Source organism: Sagittula salina, assembly GCF_017813235.1.
In the GTDB taxonomy this organism is placed as follows: Bacteria; Pseudomonadota; Alphaproteobacteria; order Rhodobacterales; family Rhodobacteraceae; genus Sagittula; species Sagittula salina.
Genome location: NZ_JAGISH010000001.1, coordinates 440,250 through 453,598, shown reverse-complemented (window position 1 = coordinate 453,598; position 13,349 = coordinate 440,250). Strand labels below are relative to the sequence as shown.

Sequence of the window (13,349 nt, the reverse complement as noted above, 5' to 3'; positions counted from 1 at the left end):
TTTCACTTCGAGACCTCTACGGGAAGGGAGCGTCGGGTACCGCCCGCGCGGCCTGCTGTCGGCGGGGGTATTCAAGTGTGAACGGGGGTGCGGTGCGTCCTGCGTACGCCCGGCACGAGACAGGGCGGAACCCTCTTTTCAACGTCGCGTCACCGGCGTACCCATCGTGCCATGTTTGACGATACGCTCCTCTCCGCAATTCGCGCGCGCTTCGCCCACGTGGAGGCCTGTCCCTTCACCGGCCCGCGCATATTCTTTGAAAACGCCGGTGGCGCGCTGACGCTGAAGTCCGTGGTGGAAACATCCGCCCGCTTCGCCGCCATTCCTGACAATCAGGGCCGCGACAACCCCGCCAGTCATGCTCTGGTCGAGGTGATCGACAAGGCGCGCGCCGATATCCGCCGGTTCTTCAACGCGACCGGCGGCGCGGTGGTCTTTGGTGAGAGCGGCACAGAACTGCTGTTCCGCCTCATCCGCGATGCCTGCCTCGGTGCAGGCCCGGGTGTCGTCCTTGGCTCCACTGTGGAGCACCCCGCCTCCCGCAGTGCCGCGGCGCGCTGGGCGGAGGTTTCTGACCGCAAGCACCTTCTCGTGCCACATGACGACGCCACGGGGCGGGTCACGCCGGAGGCCTACGCTGCAGCGCTCACGCCCGATACGGCGGTGGTCACCATCCTGCATACTTCGCCGGTCACCGGCATGGGCATGGATCTGCCCGCCATCGCCCGCGCGGTGCGGTCTGTGGCGCCCGATGCCCTGATCATCGTCGACGGCATCCAGCACGCCTGCCATGGCGGCATCGACGTGGCTGCGGCTGGCATCGACGGCTACGTGATCTCGCCCTACAAGGTTTTCTCCCGGCATGGCTACGGGGTGGCCTGGGCGTCCGACCGGCTGACGGCGCTGGCGCATGACGCGCTGATCGGTGGACCTGCCGGAAACTGGGAGCTGGGCACCCGCGACACTGGCGCATATGCAACCGTTTCCGACGTCGTGGCCTATTTCGAATGGCTCGGCGGCAAGGTGAGCGAATCCGACGATCCCCGCGCCCGCATCGAGGCGGCCGGGCAGGCGATCCACGCCCATGAGGCGGCGCTGACGCAGGCGATGATTCGCGGAACGGACAACCTGACTGGCCTTGCGGACCTGCCGGGCGTCACCATCGTCGGCGGGGCGGAGAATACGGCGCGCGAAGGGCTCGTCAGTTTCTGGTCCGACCGTCTGGCCGCGCCCGAGATCGTCGCCGCGCTGAACGCCGAGTCCATCCGCACCCACACCCGCAAGGCCGACCATTACTCGGGTAATATCCTGGCGCCCTTGGGGCAGCCACATTGCGTGCGCGTCAGCCTCGCGCATTACAACAGCCTTGACGAAGTGCGGCGGTTCCTGTCGGTCATGGCGGATATCCTTGGGTAGGGCGATGCAGGTCGATCTGAACGCGGACATGGGCGAAAGTTACGGCCCCTGGGTCATGGGGCAGGACGCGGAACTGCTGGAGGTAATCTCTTCGGCCAACGTCGCCTGTGGGTTCCATGCGGGCGATCCGGAGGTGATGGCCCAGACCATGCGGCGGGCTGCCCGAAACGGCGTGGGCATCGGCGCACATCCCGGATTTCCTGATCTGCAGGGCTTTGGCCGGCGGCGGATGCACTTGCCGGAGAAAACCCTGCGACACGCGGTGCAGTATCAGCTGGGCGCGGCTCTGGGCATCGCGCGTGCTTCGGGGGCCGAGGTGCGGCATCTGAAGCTGCACGGCGCGCTGGCCAACATGACTTCTGAGGATGTCGCGCTGGCGGAGGCCTGTTACGGCGCCGCGCTCGAGGTCATGCCGGACATCATCGTGATGGTTCTGGCCGCCACGGCGCAGCAGAGCGCGGCAGAGCGGCTGGCGTGTTCCTGGGCGGGCGAGATATTCGCAGATCGCGCCTACAACGCCGACGCCACACTCGTCGACCGCAGCCTGCCCGGCGCGGTGATCCACGATGCCGAACTGGCGGCTTCGCGGGTGGCGCGCATGGTGCTGGCGGGGGCGATCCTGCCCGAGGAGGGCGCACCGATCCCGGCGCCGGTGGACACGATCTGTCTGCATGGCGACGGACCGACCGCGCTGGCCATCGCCAAGGCGGTGCGTGCGCGGCTGGAGGTCGAAGGCGTGAGGATCGCCCGTTTCGAAGGGCGGCGCGGGGTCTTCGCCGGGTAGCGGCGCTGCTCCCCAACTTCTGCAGAGGTACCAATCCGCAGAGGGTCCTTCAAGCTTATTGGCAGGCGGGCCGCAGCGGTGAATGCGCCGCGGCCCTTTTGGTCTTATTGGTCAGCGCAGTCGGCAATGCGTTGCGCGATGTCCGCGATCAGGCCGGGATAGAGCGCCGGTCCCTGCGGCAGGGTGCCGCCCATGACGTCGATCTCCGCGCGGGGGATCGTTTCGGGTGCGACGGAGGCAAGCAGCGCCGCGTCGGTTCCCGGCTCTGTCAGGATGCAGGCGGGGTGCTGTTCGGCGAGACGATCACGCAGCGCGGCCACTCGTGCCGCCCCCGGTGCCGCATCGTCCCCGTCCGACAGCGCAGCGGTCACATTCAACCCGAAAGCGTGCTCGAAATACTGAAAAGCATCGTGCGAAACCGCGATGGTGCGGCCTTCCAGCGGGGTGAGGCGAGCGCGGGCTTCCTCCGTAGCGGTCGCGATGGCCGCCGCCCCTGTCAGGGCGTTCGCGCGGTATCTGGCAGCGTTGTCCGGGTCGAGGTCCGACAGCGCCTGCGCGATAGCCTCGAGCCAGAGGGTGGCGTTCTTCGGGTCGAGCCAGAGGTGTGGATCGAAAGCGTCGGCTTTGTTTGCGTGGCTGTCCTCTTCCGCGTCGTGGTCATCGGCGTGCTCGTTGCCGTGCTCTGCGTGATCATCGTGCGGCATCAGGCCACCCTCGCGAAACGGCAGGCGAAGGCTGGCTTCCAGATGCGCCAGCGCGATTGTCCCGGCGTCAGGAGCCAGCGCCCGGATCTGCCGGTCAAGCGCGGGCGTAAGCTCTGGCCCGATCCAGACCACCAGCGCCGCCTGCGACAGGCTGCGGGCCTGGCTCGGTTTCAGCGAAAACGTATGCGCCGAAGTGCCGGGCGGAAGCAGCACGACCGCCTCCGATCCACTGACCATCGACACCAGCGAAGCCACAGGGGGGATGTCGGTCACTGTGAGCGGCTCCGCCCAAGCGGGCAGGGCGGGGAGCATCATCAGGGCGGTACGGGCCGCGTTGCGGAGAAAAGCCATGGGGTGTCCTTCTTCGGTCGGTCTCAGGTCTTGTAGTGCGTTATAAGATAACATATCAATCCCCAAAGGCGGCGTGCATCGCATCGCCGGGTCCGGCCGGAGGTGAAGGGTTTGGAAATCAAGGGGTTTGAAGCGCACGACCACAAGGCGTGTATCGTCGACGGTATGGGCGTGGCCGAGGCGGTCTGCGCGGACCAGGGCCTACAGCTGACGCCGGTGCGGCGCCGGGTCCTTGAGATCCTGCTGTCGCATCACCGCGCCCTGGGCGCGTACGAAGTGCTTGATATCCTGCGCGCCGAGGGTTTGGGTTCGCAGCCGCCGGTTGCCTATCGGGCGCTGGATTTTCTTGTGAAGCACGGCTTTGTTCATCGGATCGAACGGCTCAATGCCTTCATCGCCTGCAGCGCCCCGACGGAGGACCACGCGCCCACGTTCCTGATTTGCCGGAAGTGTTCTGCCATCGCCGAAACGCCGGCGCGGCGCGCGGGGCGGGCATTGCGGAATACGGCGACCGAACTAGGCTTCGAAGTGGAACGGGTCGCGATGGAGGCCGAGGGGGTGTGCCCGGCCTGTCAGGAGGGCGCCGCGTGACCAATCTGATCGAGGCGCGGGGCCTGGGCGTGGAGCAGGGCAGCCGCCTTGTCTTGCGCGACGTCGATTTCGCCATACGTGCGGGGGAGATCGTCACCGTGGTGGGGCCGAACGGATCCGGCAAGTCGACGCTGCTGAAGGCGCTGATCGGTGCGCTTCCGCCATCGGCCGGGCGGGTGCGCCGCAAGCCCGGGCTGCGGCTGGGGTATGTCCCGCAGGGGCTGCGGCTGGATGCGTCGATGCCGATGAGCGTGGGGCGCTTTCTGGACCTGCCCAGACGTGTACCCGGTGAGGCGCGCCGCGCCGCGCTGGAGGAGGCAGGCGCCGGCGGGCTGGATGACCGGCCGCTCACGGGGCTTTCGGGTGGGCAGTTCCAGCGCGTGCTACTGGCGCGCGCGCTGCTCGACCGGCCGGAGTTGCTAATTCTCGACGAACCCACCACGGGGCTTGATCAGCCCGGGCAGGCGGCCTTCTACCAGCGGCTGGAAGAGGTGCGAAACGCCATGGGCTGTGCCGTCCTGATGGTCAGTCACGAGTTGCATGTGGTCATGAGCGCCTCCGACAGGGTGATCTGTGTGAACGGTCATATCTGCTGCGAAGGTCACCCGGAGGTGGTCGCACAGGCAGAGGAATACCGGGCACTTTTCGGCACCGGGACGGGGGGCGCGCTGGCGCTTTATCGGCACGAACATTCGCACCGACATGACGCGGGCTGCGACCATGACCACGATCACGCGCACCACGACGAAGGGCAGGCCTGATGCTGGACGATTTCCTCTTGCGCGCTGTTTTGGCCGCGGTTGGCGCGGCGTTGGCTGCAGCCCCCCTGGGGGTTTTCGTCGTCTGGCGACGGATGGCCTATTTCGGCGATGCCACAGCGCATGCGGCGGTGCTGGGTGTGGCGCTGGCACTGGCCTCTTCGCTGCCGATCTTCGCGGGCACCCTGGCGGTGGCTCTGGTCATGGCGCTGACAGTGGCGTGGCTGGCGGGGAGGGGACATGGCGCCGACATGGTCCTGGGCGTCGCTGCACATGGTGCGCTGGCCTTCGGCCTCCTGGCGGTCAGCCTCGTGGAGGGACCGCGACTTGACCTCGAATCCTACCTGTTCGGCGATATTCTCGCGGTGACGAAAGCCGACCTCGCGGTGATCTGGGGCGGCGGAGCGCTGGTGGCGGCCCTAATCCTCACGCGCTGGGGGCGGCTGGTGACGGCGACCGTGTCCGAGGACCTGGCCTGGGCGGCGGGAATAGATCCGCGCCGCGAACGCTTGGTGCTGATGCTGGCGTTGGCCCTTGTGGTGGCCGTGGCGCTGAAGGTGGTGGGCGCGCTGCTTATCGGGGCACTGCTTATCATTCCGGCGGCTGCCGCGCGGCCATGGTCGCGCACGCCCGAAGGAATGCTGGCAGGGGCCGCGACGCTTGGGGTTGCCTCTGCTCTGGGCGGGCTTTGGGCGGCGTGGGTGCTGGACACGCCCGCGGGCCCCAGTGTGGTCTGTGCGGCGGTGGTTCTTTTCGCGCTGAGCGTGGTCACGGGGCGGCGCTGAGCGCTGGCCCTGGAATGCAAGGCGTCGATTAAGCTATTGCGAAAATGATAGAAGCTGAGGGCAACCCTCGCTTCGACACCATCTTTTCAAAGGGAATAAGATGGTGGGCGACCTAGGAATCGAACCTAGCGTGCGTCTCCGCGAGGGAGTTACAGTCCCCTGCCACACCTTGCGGCCTGTCGCCCACCGTGCGCCCCGAACCGTGTCGACCCGTGGCGTGGGGCGCTGATTACAGTCCGAGTCCGGGGGCGTCAACAAGAAAAATTCTTGGAATCGGCGGAAGGCGCAGGCAAGAGGGGGGCCTGTGAAATCCGGTCCGGAAAAGGGTCCAGCAATGGCGAAGAAACCGAAGTGGGTGGTGGAGAAGGAACAGGCAAGGAAGGCTTCGGCGGCAGAGACCGTCTGGCTTTTCGGCCTGCACGCGGTGCGCGACGCGCTCCTGAACCCGAAGCGGGAGAAACTCCGCCTGATCGTGACCCCGAACGCACTGGAGAAACTTTCCGATGCGGTTGCAGAGGCGGGCATCGAACCTGAGGTCAGCGATCCGCGCCGGTTTGCCGCGCCGCTGGACCCGCAGTCCGTGCACCAGGGCGCCGCTCTGGAGGTGAAGCCGCTCGACTGGGGGCCGCTGGAGGATGTGGCCATTGCCGCCGAAGGGGCGCTGCGGCTGGTGTTGCTTGACCGCGTTACCGACCCGCACAACGTCGGCGCCATCCTGCGCTCCGCAGAAGTCTTCGGCGCTCAGGCGGTGATCGGCACCCGCCACCACGCCGCGCCCGAGACCGGCGCCCTTGCCAAGACCGCCTCCGGAGCGCTGGAACGCCAGCCCTACCTGCGTGAACGCAACCTTGCCGACACGATCGTGGCGCTGCAGGGCATGGGCTATCTCGTGCTGGGTCTCGACGGAGAGGCCGAGATGACCATCGAGGAGGCCGTGGCGGATAAACGTCACCTGCCCATTGCACTGGTCCTCGGGGCGGAGGGGCCAGGCCTGCGCCCCAAAACGCGCGAGACGGTGGACGCATTGGTGAAGATCCCCTTCGCCCGCGCGTTCGGGTCTCTCAATGTGTCGAACGCGGCCGCTGTGGCGCTTTACGCCGTCCGAGGTCAGGGCGAGGCGTGAAAAACCGCACGCCGCTCTGTTTCTTCTTGGCGAAAATATTCAATGCTCCCGAGAAGGGCATCGGCGGTGGCCTTGAAGGCACGGGGCGGCGCCCCCTATCTTGACTCCATGCCGAATACCAAAATCGCCACATGCTGCTATTGCGGCACGCGCGCCGCCCTCGTCCTCGACAAGAGGCGGCACGAACTCGCCTGTGCCTCCTGCGGAGCGCCGTTGCATGACCTGAAGAACCTGCGCGCCGGTGCCGTTGACCGCGCGGCCCATGCCCCTGTTCAAGAGGGCCGCAAGGGTAAGAGGCGGGCCGTGCATTCGCCGCTGGACGGGTTCGACGTCCTGCTGCGCGGACAGGAAAAAGGCCGCAAGAAACGCAAGAGGAAGAAAAAAGGGCGCTGGCACGAGGTCTTTGACCTGATCGAGGATATCTTTGACTGACCGCCCCCTGCGTCCCGCGCGCCCCGTTCCGCGCCCCGGCGTCACGGGGGCGGGCGCGGGGCTTTGCGCTCTGGCCTTTGTTGTCGTGCTGGCGTATCCCGCCCTGATGATGCCCAGATGAGAACCGAAGGCACGAGGCCATGACAGATTACGAAATCCCGGGCGAAGTCGAACGCGACTGGCGCGATGCGATCTCCTCGGTGGAGGAGATTATCGAAGACGCGCGCAACGGGCGCATGTTCATCCTTGTCGACCACGAGGACCGCGAGAATGAGGGCGATCTGGTGATCCCCGCGCAATGGGCGACGCCGGATGCGATCAATTTCATGGCGCTCTACGGGCGCGGGCTGATCTGCCTCGCGCTGACGGCGGAACGGGTCGAACACCTTGGGCTGTCGCTGATGTCGACGAATAATTCGTCGCGGCACGAAACCGCCTTCACCACCTCTATCGAGGCGCGCGAAGGCGTCACGACCGGCATTTCCGCCGCCGACCGGGCGCGCACCGTTCAGGTGGCGATCGATGCGTCCAGGGGACCCTCCGATATCGCCACGCCGGGCCACGTCTTTCCGCTGCGCGCAAAGCGCGGTGGCGTGCTGGTCCGCGCGGGCCATACCGAAGCCGCGGTGGACGTCGCCCGACTGGCCGGGCTGACACCCGCGGGTGTGATCTGCGAGATCATCAACGACGACGGCACCATGGCCCGCCTGCCGGAACTGGTGGCCTTCGGTCAGAAGCACGGACTGAAGATCGGCACCATTTCCGACCTCATTAAATATCGCCGCCGCAACGATAACCTCGTGAAGCTGCGCTCCGAAGAGGTCGTCGCCTCGGAATTCGGTGGCGACTGGGCGATGCGGATCTACACCGACGAAACCCATGGCGACGAACACATCGTCCTGACCAAGGGCGACATTTCCGGCGATGACCCGGTGCTGGTGCGAATGCACGCGCTGGACCCGCTGCTTGACATCATCGGCACCGGGCCTGCCGGTCGCGCGGATGAATTCCGCTCCGCGATGCAGGCGGTGGCCGACGAAGGACGCGGCGTGGTCGTGCTGCTGCGCGATACATCGGCCCGGCTGGCGGTGGGCGAGGACGTCTCTCCCCGGACGCTGCGGCAGTACGGGCTAGGCGCGCAGATCCTGTCGTCGCTGGGGCTGTCGAAACTGGTTCTGCTGACCAATTCACCCAAGCCCAAGGTTGTGGGTCTCGAGGCCTACGGGCTTGAAATTGTTGAAACCCGCAAGATTTCGGAGCTGGGCTGATGGCATCCAATGAAACACATTACACGCTTCCCCGGCCGGAGTTCGACAAGACAGTGAAGGTCGCCATCGTTGTGGCGCCCTACTACAAGGATATCGCCGACCAGTTGGTGGCGGGCGCAATTGCAGAGATCGAGGCCGTCGGCGGTTGGCACGAGATCATCGAAGTGCCCGGCGCGCTTGAGATCCCCACCGCCATAGGCATCGCGGAACGGCTGTCCAACTTTGACGGCTACGTAGCGCTGGGCTGCGTTATCCGGGGCGAGACCACGCATTACGACACGGTCTGCAACGACAGTTCGCGCGCGCTGACGCTGCTGGGGCTGCAGGGACTGTGCATCGGTAACGGCATCCTCACGGTGGAAAACTACGATCAGGCCGCAGTGCGCGCCGAATCGTCCGGTCAGAACAAGGGCGGCGGCGCGGCAGCGGCTGCACTGCACCTGATCGCCATCGCCCGCAAGTTCGGCGGCCAGCGCAAGGGCGCGGGTTTCCGGCCGCAGGGGGGCGAATACGAGCTTGCCGAAAGTGGAAAGGGCCCGGTCGCATGAGCGAAGACATGAACGAAGACGCGCCCAGGCGCGAGGCGCCAAAGCCGCTCTCTGGCAATCAGAAGCGCAAGATGCGCTCGGCATCCCGGCTTTATGCGGTGCAGGCGCTTTACCAGATGGAAGTGGGCGAGCAGGGGCTGGACAAGGTCCGCGCCGAATTCGTCAATCATCGGTTCGGCATGGTGACCGACGATGGCGACGAATATGTCGACGGCGATATCGATCTTTTTTCCAAGATCCTGCAGGAAGCCATCAACTGGCAGGCGAAGGTCGACCAGATGACCGACCGGGCGCTGGTGGCGAAATGGCCGATCGCGCGGATCGACTCGGTGCTTCGTGCGCTTTTTCGCGCGGCGGGGGCCGAATTGGTTGCCACCGACACGCCTCCCAAGGTGGTCATTGTTGAATACGTCGACGTTGCGGGCGCCTTTTTTCCCGATGGGAAAGAACCGAAGTTCGTCAACGCGGTCCTTGATCACATGGCCCGCGAGGCAAAGCCGGAGGCTTTCTGAAATCGGCTGGATCTCCAGCCTGTATACGCTAAGCGTGGTGGGGTGACCTGCCGCGCGTTTGCTTTTCAGTGGCGGGGTCCTGTCCGCTGACGCGGTGTCAGATATGGTTAACGCCGGGGTCGTATCCTGCGGCATGACGCGCGCTTGCCATGCGGCTGGGAAAATATATCTTGGTTTCTGAATGCAGGGAGGCACGTCATGCCGAAGCTCATCAGGATGTACATTACACAGGCACTGGCAGGGTTTGGGCTCTCGGCGGTCTTTGTCGCGGCCTTGCTTTATGGCAACGTGGCGAACCTGTGGCACCTCGTCAGCACTTCTCCGGTGGGCTGGATCGCGGTGGGGATGCTGTTCTTCGCCAATGGGATCGTCTTTGCCGGCGTGCAGTTTGCGATTTCCATCATGCGGATGGCCGAGGAGGAGACACCGGGGGGCGGTCGCCGTGTCCCTCAGAAGATGGTGGAGGCGATGCCGATTCCGGTGGCAGAAATCAAGCGCGACGTGTTGCACCGCCGGTAGGGTCGGGGCGGCACTCTTTCCTATGGAAAGTCGCCCGCCCGCCGACCCACAGGCCGCGCGGCGCTGGGGGCCAGGCTCCATTTCGGGAGATAATCAGCGGCGGGAACCATCGCAACCGTGTGGGAACTGCATTCCCGAGGACCTGTATATACAGGTGGGTGCCAGGTAGCATGACCACGGTCAAGCCAGAGCCAGCCCCCTCGGATTTGCTTAAGGCCACCGGAATGTACCCGTTCACGCGAAGGACAGAAGCCCGCCGCTGACTGAGGTAAGGCGCGGTGCTGCCGCTGGCAAGGGGTCAGCCCGCGTCATCTGTCACGAATTTGTAAAGTCGGAGTTCCTCGGGCAGGAGCACGTAGATGTCGCCCGCGGGCGTGGCAAGCGCATGGCGCATCACGCGCACGTCCAGTCCCATGTCGTCAAGGTAGGACATGACCTCGGCCTGGCCGCGCTGGATGTCGTCGATGGCGGTGAAGGCTGGCAGCAGGACGTTTTCGCCAAAGGAATGCTGATGGACGCCGAGGGATGCACCGGCTTCTGCATTCCGCGTTGTGCCGCCCGCAAACAGGTAGGGGCAGGCGGAATAACAGATTTCGCCCGACAGCACGGTGGTCTCTACGGCGCGGCTGCGCAGGTGGCGACCGATTTCGAGCGCATCACGTACCGAGCCGCCCGGGCTTTGCAGCACGAGCGCGTCGATCGGCGGTTCCGCACGGTCGAGCTGCGGGATGACGCGGGCGGCATCCTGCGGCGCGATGGTGCCTTCGAGCCGCCACTGCCCGCCCTCGCGCGTCAGTGTCAGCCGGTCGGGCAGCGTGCCGGGATCACGCGCAGGCTGGACCGACGGCCGGTCGCGGTCCGGCGCGTAGGTGCGCCGCTGGTCGCCGGGGCGGACGGGCTCTGACAGACGTGGCGAGTCGGGCGTGGAGAAGGGTATGGAAAATGGCGTCTCACGCATGTCACCGAGGATGAGGAGCGCGCCGATGCCCAGCTGGAACAGCAGAACGGCGGCAAGCGTGCGTGCGACGGGGCGGGCGGACTGTTCGCTCATGATCTGTCCTTGATGCGGGTGGACGGTGCAACGGGGGCGCTGCCCCCCGGCCTGCGGCCTCCCCCCGCGGTATTTGGCAACCAAAGAAGGAGCCTGCCGGTGATGGGGCCTTGACCAGAGCGATAAAAGCGAGGGGGCGGCGGCTTGTGCCCCATGGCGGTGGGCCAAGTGAGAGCCATCATTCGGCAGCTTCCTTCGGCGCCGCGTCCGGTCGGGGAGCGGGGGGGGGCATCAGCGGGCCTGGCACCGGCGTTTCGGCGGTGGGGGGCGGTACGGGTTGGGCCATCGCCTCCACGTCCCTCAGAGCTATGACGGCGGCGCGCAGTTCGGCCAGCGTCATGGTGTCCTCGATTCCCGCGCCTTCGCGTCCACCCCGGATCGCGCCGTGGGTGATTGCGAGGATGAAGACCAGCACCGCCGGCAGCAGGTCGATGGCGATGGCCCCGGCCCAGGACGGCACAAAATTGCGGGCGTAGAGAATCACCGCATCGGCGGAAGAAATCGGCGTGTAGGTGACATCGGTTGGGTGTTCCAGCGCCTGAACCGCCTGCGCAGCGCGCTCCAGTGTCGCCGCGCGCTGGCCCAGCACCTGCAGTACGGAGGTGATGGTGGCTGATTGGTCAGCGCGCCCCTCGGCTGTCGAACTGTCAAGCTCTGGCAGCACCACCGAAGCCGCGAGGTCCTGCGCGGCGCGCTCAACCAGTTGCGCGACCGAAAGTTGCCTTAACTGAGTGATCAGCCCCTGTAGGCGCACGGCGGCCTCGGAGAACTCCACCGCGCGGGCCTCCACGCTGCCGGGCTCCACCGTCAGGGCGCGCATCCGCGACAGGATCGTGTTTCCTTCGGAGAATGCGCTCTCCACGAGCGGGGTTTGCGACCGGATCTGGCTTTCCAGCGCGGTCAGCTCTGCCGCTTTCTGCCGCAGTACCCGGAAGACCGCGCCGCGTCCCGCCAGCCCGGACAGTGAGCCCTCCGCTTCCTGTTGGGAAAGATCCTCGAAACTCTGCCGCACGCGCGAAACGTCGCGCTCCAGTGCCTGCCCGGTCAACGCGATCTCATGGGCGCGTTCCAGTGACGACTGGTAATCCTGCACCGTCTTGGCGAGGTGCTGTTCCACCGCCGCCGAGCCGGCGAGCGCTGCGGCATTCAGCCAGGACGACATTGCAACGATGGCCAGCGATCCCAGCCCCATTGCCGCCAGCAGCCCGCCGCGCGCACGGTTGGTGCGCACCGCCGGGAAAAGCCGCATCAGGTAGGACCAAAAGACAAAGATTCCCACGGACACGGCGGTTGAATAGGCCACGGCGGCAAAGACCGACATGGCGCCGTCCTCGTCCAGCAGGGATGAAACGCCGAGGTACGTATAGATACCCGAGGCAACCGAGAGCACGCCGAGCGCCGTACCTGAGAAGGTGTCGAGCCATGTGACATGCCCCTCCAACTCGCGGGCGTAGCGGACGCCGCGCTCCATGCTGCGGGTATCTTCGAGGGGGGCGGCATTTGCATCTGGCTGCATCGTGACTCCGGGACTTGTCTCATGGAAGATGTAGACTGGGCGGAACATTGCAACAGTTCCCGCGCGGGGGTTGCGTTTGTTCATGAATTGTTCGTAGATTTGCCCCATGGTTCCATCAGACCCCTTTCAGGCCGACCCGGGCAACCTGTCCCTCATGCCAGGCCAGTTGCTGGCCCGAGGCGTCTGCCGTCACCTCGCCAGCCATGGCTTTGCGGTGATCGAGGAGTTCGTGCCCGATCGCGGCCTGCGCGTCGATGTGATGGGGCTAGGCCCGAAGGGTGAGCTTTGGGTCGTTGAATGCAAGTCCTCGCGCGCCGATTTCACCAGCGATGCGAAATGGGACGGTTACCTGGATTGGTGCGACCGTTTTTTCTGGGCGGTGGATGAGGGTTTTCCTACGGAACTACTCCCGCAGGGTAGCGGGCTGATCATCGCAGACGGTTACGACGCGGAGATCCTGCGCATGGGGCCGGAAACGAAACTCGCCCCTGCGCGCCGCAAGAAGACGATCCAGAAATTCGCCACCCATGCCGCCCGGCGCCTGCAGGCCCTGCGCGATCCCGGCGTCAGGGTCTCCTGGGCCTGACCTGGCGGCCACCCAAACGCCCCGCTTTTCGGCCAAAATGCCGTGGGCAGGTGTCCCGGTCACCTTGGCCGAATACCTTGGGGGGGCGTTAAACGGCGCGAGGTCAACGGTCGCAAGGATCGGCCTGGGGCGGCAGCGCCTGTCCATCTGAGGTTTCGGGCGCAGCCCGAGCGACACAGTCCGGTTCTATTTCTTGCCTTTGGACATGTTGCGCGCGGTCTCTGCGGCAGCGCGCAGTTCCTCTGCGATGTCGTCCGCTTCCTCCGGGTCGAAATCCATCGGGATTTCAAGATCGCCGGCATAGATGAAGAGCCGCACCATCCCCTGATCCGTCGGACCGATCTGGAGGTTTGCCTCGATGTCCTGTTCGTCGTTGATGCCCATGGTATTTCATCCGATGCTGCG

The 13,349-nt window shown here is 65.8% G+C and carries 16 protein-coding genes and 1 tRNA gene; 12 read left to right on the top strand and 5 right to left on the bottom strand.

The genetic code is table 11. From position 1 onward, the window contains the following. Window positions 1-171: 171 nt before the first annotated feature. On the top strand, window positions 172-1,416 hold the full coding sequence (locus tag J5474_RS02090) for an aminotransferase class V-fold PLP-dependent enzyme (RefSeq protein ID WP_209358836.1): 1,245 nt from the start codon (window positions 172-174) through the stop codon (window positions 1,414-1,416). Window positions 1,417-1,420: 4 nt separating this feature from the next. Continuing rightward, complete coding sequence (locus J5474_RS02085; protein ID WP_209358834.1) at window positions 1,421-2,200, top strand: LamB/YcsF family protein; 780 nt, start codon at window positions 1,421-1,423, stop codon at window positions 2,198-2,200. A gap of 104 nt (window positions 2,201-2,304) precedes the next feature. Here the strand turns inward: J5474_RS02085 and J5474_RS02080 are convergent, their stop codons facing one another. Next, a complete protein-coding gene (locus J5474_RS02080; RefSeq protein WP_209358832.1) occupies window positions 2,305-3,255 on the bottom strand; it encodes a zinc ABC transporter substrate-binding protein in 951 nt (316 codons plus the stop codon). Window positions 3,256-3,366: 111 nt separating this feature from the next. On the opposite strand from J5474_RS02080, the gene J5474_RS02075 reads away from it, so the two are divergent. Genes J5474_RS02075 through J5474_RS02065 form a run of 3 tightly spaced genes read left to right on the top strand, consistent with a single transcriptional unit; the run spans window position 3,367 to window position 5,389 of the window. Next, window positions 3,367-3,846: a Fur family transcriptional regulator gene (locus tag J5474_RS02075; protein ID WP_209358830.1), complete on the top strand. Its 480-nt coding sequence runs from the start codon at window positions 3,367-3,369 to the stop codon at window positions 3,844-3,846. After that, window positions 3,843-4,607 (top strand): ATP-binding cassette domain-containing protein, encoded by a 765-nt coding sequence (locus J5474_RS02070; protein ID WP_209358828.1) that lies wholly within the window; start codon window positions 3,843-3,845, stop codon window positions 4,605-4,607. Before J5474_RS02075 ends, J5474_RS02070 begins: the two co-directional genes overlap by 4 nt. Then, window positions 4,607-5,389 (top strand): metal ABC transporter permease, encoded by a 783-nt coding sequence (locus J5474_RS02065; protein ID WP_209358826.1) that lies wholly within the window; start codon window positions 4,607-4,609, stop codon window positions 5,387-5,389. Before J5474_RS02070 ends, J5474_RS02065 begins: the two co-directional genes overlap by 1 nt. A gap of 101 nt (window positions 5,390-5,490) precedes the next feature. Here the strand turns inward: J5474_RS02065 and J5474_RS02060 are convergent. Further along, a tRNA-Tyr gene (locus J5474_RS02060) sits at window positions 5,491-5,574 on the bottom strand. 149 nt (window positions 5,575-5,723) lie between these two features. Between J5474_RS02060 and rlmB the strand changes: the two genes are divergently transcribed. The 6 genes from rlmB to J5474_RS02030 all read left to right on the top strand — a co-directional run bounded on the left by rlmB (window position 5,724) and on the right by J5474_RS02030 (window position 9,791). Then, window positions 5,724-6,512 carry a 23S rRNA (guanosine(2251)-2'-O)-methyltransferase RlmB gene (gene rlmB, locus J5474_RS02055; RefSeq protein ID WP_209358824.1) on the top strand — a complete coding sequence of 263 codons (789 nt, stop codon included), beginning with the start codon at window positions 5,724-5,726 and terminating at the stop codon, window positions 6,510-6,512. 108 nt (window positions 6,513-6,620) lie between these two features. After that, window positions 6,621-6,944, top strand: coding sequence for a hypothetical protein (locus tag J5474_RS02050; protein WP_209358821.1), 324 nt, complete (start codon window positions 6,621-6,623; stop codon window positions 6,942-6,944). Between the two features lie 140 nt (window positions 6,945-7,084). After that, window positions 7,085-8,212: a 3,4-dihydroxy-2-butanone-4-phosphate synthase gene (gene ribB / locus J5474_RS02045; protein ID WP_209358820.1), complete on the top strand. Its 1,128-nt coding sequence runs from the start codon at window positions 7,085-7,087 to the stop codon at window positions 8,210-8,212. Further along, a complete protein-coding gene (locus J5474_RS02040; RefSeq protein WP_209358818.1) occupies window positions 8,212-8,760 on the top strand; it encodes a 6,7-dimethyl-8-ribityllumazine synthase in 549 nt (182 codons plus the stop codon). The genes ribB and J5474_RS02040 overlap by 1 nt, the downstream gene beginning before the upstream one ends. 8 nt (window positions 8,761-8,768) lie before the next feature. Next, complete coding sequence (gene nusB, locus J5474_RS02035; protein ID WP_209359489.1) at window positions 8,769-9,272, top strand: transcription antitermination factor NusB; 504 nt, start codon at window positions 8,769-8,771, stop codon at window positions 9,270-9,272. A gap of 198 nt (window positions 9,273-9,470) precedes the next feature. Next, window positions 9,471-9,791, top strand: a complete 321-nt coding sequence (locus J5474_RS02030; RefSeq protein ID WP_209358816.1) for a hypothetical protein — start codon at window positions 9,471-9,473, stop codon at window positions 9,789-9,791. Between the two features lie 298 nt (window positions 9,792-10,089). Here the strand turns inward: J5474_RS02030 and J5474_RS02025 are convergent, their stop codons facing one another. Together J5474_RS02025 and J5474_RS02020 are read right to left on the bottom strand one after the other, a co-directional pair. After that, on the bottom strand, window positions 10,090-10,842 hold the full coding sequence (locus tag J5474_RS02025) for a COG3904 family protein (RefSeq protein WP_209358815.1): 753 nt from the start codon (window positions 10,840-10,842) through the stop codon (window positions 10,090-10,092). A 178-nt stretch (window positions 10,843-11,020) separates the two neighbouring features. Beyond that, window positions 11,021-12,358, bottom strand: coding sequence for a hypothetical protein (locus J5474_RS02020; protein WP_245216189.1), 1,338 nt, complete (start codon window positions 12,356-12,358; stop codon window positions 11,021-11,023). A 106-nt stretch (window positions 12,359-12,464) separates the two neighbouring features. Here J5474_RS02020 and J5474_RS02015 point away from each other — a divergent pair, with 106 nt between their 5' ends. After that, window positions 12,465-12,944, top strand: coding sequence for an MmcB family DNA repair protein (locus J5474_RS02015; RefSeq protein ID WP_245216188.1), 480 nt, complete (start codon window positions 12,465-12,467; stop codon window positions 12,942-12,944). A 186-nt stretch (window positions 12,945-13,130) separates the two neighbouring features. On the opposite strand, the gene J5474_RS02010 is transcribed toward J5474_RS02015, so the two are convergent. Continuing rightward, on the bottom strand, window positions 13,131-13,328 hold the full coding sequence (locus tag J5474_RS02010; RefSeq protein WP_209358813.1) for a DUF6324 family protein: 198 nt from the start codon (window positions 13,326-13,328) through the stop codon (window positions 13,131-13,133). Window positions 13,329-13,349 lie beyond the last annotated feature (21 nt).

Excerpts from the sequence above, each read along its gene's own strand:
- J5474_RS02010 (WP_209358813.1), bottom strand. The coding sequence starts at position 13,328 with ATGGGCATCAACGACGAACAGGACATCGAGGCAAACCTCCAGATCGGT.
- J5474_RS02085 (WP_209358834.1), top strand. The coding sequence starts at position 1,421 with ATGCAGGTCGATCTGAACGCGGACATGGGCGAAAGTTACGGCCCCTGG.
- ribB (WP_209358820.1), top strand. The coding sequence starts at position 7,085 with ATGACAGATTACGAAATCCCGGGCGAAGTCGAACGCGACTGGCGCGAT.
- J5474_RS02020 (WP_245216189.1), bottom strand. The coding sequence starts at position 12,358 with ATGCAGCCAGATGCAAATGCCGCCCCCCTCGAAGATACCCGCAGCATG.
- J5474_RS02015 (WP_245216188.1), top strand. The coding sequence starts at position 12,465 with ATGGTTCCATCAGACCCCTTTCAGGCCGACCCGGGCAACCTGTCCCTC.
- J5474_RS02040 (WP_209358818.1), top strand. The coding sequence starts at position 8,212 with ATGGCATCCAATGAAACACATTACACGCTTCCCCGGCCGGAGTTCGAC.
- J5474_RS02090 (WP_209358836.1), top strand. The coding sequence starts at position 172 with ATGTTTGACGATACGCTCCTCTCCGCAATTCGCGCGCGCTTCGCCCAC.
- J5474_RS02065 (WP_209358826.1), top strand. The coding sequence starts at position 4,607 with ATGCTGGACGATTTCCTCTTGCGCGCTGTTTTGGCCGCGGTTGGCGCG.
- J5474_RS02025 (WP_209358815.1), bottom strand. The coding sequence starts at position 10,842 with ATGAGCGAACAGTCCGCCCGCCCCGTCGCACGCACGCTTGCCGCCGTT.
- rlmB (WP_209358824.1), top strand. The coding sequence starts at position 5,724 with ATGGCGAAGAAACCGAAGTGGGTGGTGGAGAAGGAACAGGCAAGGAAG.
- J5474_RS02030 (WP_209358816.1), top strand. The coding sequence starts at position 9,471 with ATGCCGAAGCTCATCAGGATGTACATTACACAGGCACTGGCAGGGTTT.
- J5474_RS02080 (WP_209358832.1), bottom strand. The coding sequence starts at position 3,255 with ATGGCTTTTCTCCGCAACGCGGCCCGTACCGCCCTGATGATGCTCCCC.
- nusB (WP_209359489.1), top strand. The coding sequence starts at position 8,769 with ATGAACGAAGACGCGCCCAGGCGCGAGGCGCCAAAGCCGCTCTCTGGC.
- J5474_RS02050 (WP_209358821.1), top strand. The coding sequence starts at position 6,621 with ATGCCGAATACCAAAATCGCCACATGCTGCTATTGCGGCACGCGCGCC.